This window comes from Xanthomonas sp. SHU 308 (assembly GCF_000364645.1).
Lineage (GTDB): Bacteria > Pseudomonadota > Gammaproteobacteria > Xanthomonadales > Xanthomonadaceae > Xanthomonas_A > Xanthomonas_A sontii.
Genome location: NZ_AQOK01000341.1, coordinates 1 through 2567 on the forward strand (window position 1 = coordinate 1; position 2567 = coordinate 2567).

1 protein-coding gene is annotated in these 2567 nt (G+C 72.0%); it reads right to left on the reverse strand.

Going from position 1 to position 2567, the window contains the following annotated elements:
- Positions 1-133 precede the first annotated feature (133 nt).
- Positions 134-2533, reverse strand: coding sequence for a family 20 glycosylhydrolase (locus D588_RS0111990; RefSeq protein WP_232764286.1), 2400 nt, complete (start codon positions 2531-2533; stop codon positions 134-136).
- Positions 2534-2567 lie beyond the last annotated feature (34 nt).

Here is a 2567-nt window from a genome sequence, read left to right on the forward strand (position 1 = left end):
CGTCGTCGGCGCCGCCGCCTGGCCCAGCGCCGGCAAGGCCAGCGCCAGCAGCAACCCGAGGCGGGCAGGAAGGCGCGTGCGCGACGCGGAACGGGGGCGGCGGGGCGGCTGGGTCATGCGAGGGTCTCCGTGGTCAGTGCGCGGTGGCGGGGGGCGCCTGCGCCGCGGTGTCGATCAGATGGACGGCACCGATGGCGTAGTACGGGCCGGCGATGGGCGCGGTGGAGCGCAGGCACAGGTCGTGCACGCCGGTCTGCCTGGGCAGCCGCGCTTCCAGCGCGAACTGGTCGCCCAGGGTCTTGCCGGCCGGCAGCGGCAGCCGCGCCAGCAGCTTGCCCTTGCAGTCGCCCAGCCGCACTTCGAACTCGCCGCGCGGGCTGTGCGCCGGGTAGCGCTTGACCTTGGCCTGGTCGTGCGCCAGTCCGTAGTTGCGCGCCAGGCGGGCGGCGTCGATGCGGATGCGGTCGATGCCGTCCAGCCGCGCGTCGGCATAGCGCCAGCAACTGGTGAACAGGTCGATGTTGAACACCGGCGTGTCCTGGTCGGCCAGGTCCGGCAGCAGCGGCACGCGCAGGCCCAGCTCGCCGCCTTCGCACGAGGCCAGGCCCTGGGTGTCGCGGCTGAGCAGGTTGGCGCGGTCGAGGATGCGGCTGCGCGGCGCGGCCAGCAGACGGCCGTCGTCGGCGAAGGTGGCCGCGCGCACGGTCACCGGCAGGGTCACCGCGAACGGCGCGGTGTAGCGCGGCGAATCGGCCTTGGGCTCGCTGCCGTCGGTGGTGTAGCGGAAGCTGCCGAACTTGGCCTGGTTGCCCAGCACCACGGTGGCCTTCCCGCTGTCCAGCGCGGCGTTGTCGCCGCCCTGCACGGCGATGTCCGGGGCGAAGGCGCCGTCGCCGTAGGCGATGCCCTGCAGGCGGTAGCGGTCCAGCTGCGCCGGCATGCGCTGCAGGAAGCCGTTCCAGTCGCGTGCGGCCATCGGCGACCAACCCGCCTCGGCCACCGCGCTCAGTCGCGGGAACAGCGCATGGTCGATATGCCAGGTGGAGGGGATGTACTCGCTCCACAGCGCCGCCTGCACGCCGAGCACGTGCTTGCTCTCCTCGGCGCTGAGCGCCGCCGGCACCGGGTCGAAGCCATAGACCTTCTGCAGCGGCAGCGTGGCCAGGCGGCCGTTGGGCTCGTCGTTGCGCGCGCTCTGCAGATTGTCCAGGTACATCCAGCCGGCCGGTGCCAGCACCACGTCGTGGCCTTGCTTGGCGGCGGCGACCGCGCCGTCCACGCCGCGCCAGGACATCACCGACGCACTGGCCGGCAGCCCGCCTTCCAGGATCTCGTCCCAGCCGATCAGGCGCCGCTGGTGCTGGGTCAGGTAGTCGGCCAGCTGCTGGTTGAACCAGCCCTGCAGCGCATGCGCATCCTTGATGCCGAGCTTGCGCATCTGCGCGCGCACCGCCGGCGAGCGTTCCCACTGGTCCTTGACCGCTTCGTCGCCGCCGATGTGGATGTACGGCGAGGGGAACAACTGCAGCACCTCGTCCAGCACGCCGCGGATGAAGGTCATGCTCTTGTCGTTGGTGTTGAACAGGTAGGGATTGACGCCCCAGTCCACCGACACCTTGGGCCGCTGTCGGGTCACCCCGACCAGTTCCGGATAGGCCGCCACCGCCGCCTGCGCATGCCCGGGCATGTCCAGTTCGGGCACGATGGTGATGTGGCGTTCGGCGGCGTAGGCCACCAGGTCGCGGATCTGGTCCTGGGTGTAGAAGCCGCCGTAGCGATCGGGCAGGCCGTGGGTGCCCGCGCCGGGCGGGGTGCGCCAGGCGCCGATCTCGGTGAGCTTGGGGTAGCGCTTGATCTCGATGCGCCAGCCCTGGTCGTCGGTCAGGTGCAGGTGCAGCACGTTGAGCTTGTGCTGGGCCATCGCGTCGAGCAGGCGCTTGACCGTGTCGGGGCTGTGGAAGTGCCGCGCCACGTCGAGCAGCACGCCGCGCCAGCCGAAGCGCGGCCAGTCGCGGATGTGCACCTGCGGCACGTCCACCTCGCCCTTGCCGGCGTCGGGGGTCATCAACTGCCAGGCGCTGATCGCGCCGTAGAACAGGCCGCGCTCCTCGCGCGCCTGGATCAGCATGGTGCGCGGGTCCACGTCCAGCGTGTAGCCCTCGGCCTGCGCGACCTCGGTATTGGGATTGAGCTGCAGGCGGATGCTGCCGTCGGCGGGGATGGTCTCCGCACGCACCTCCAGCGACAGGCCGCGGGTCTTGCTCAGCAATTGCGACAGTTGCTGCGCCACGCGCTGCGCGCCGGCGTCGTCGAGGGGCACCGACAGCACGGCGCCGGTGCCGATGGTCAGGGTGCCGCCGTCGCGCTCGGCCTTGGCAGGCGCCGGGATCAACGGCAGCGGCGTCTTGTCGTCGTCGTCATCGTGTCTCGGGGCCGGCGGCGGCGCTGCGGCAGGCTTGGACGCGGGCGCCGGCGCTGGCGCTGGCGGCGGAGTGCGGTCGCAGCCGCCGAGCAGGCTGCCACAGGCGAGCAGGGACAACCCCAGCCAGGCGTTGCGGGAGGGCGCC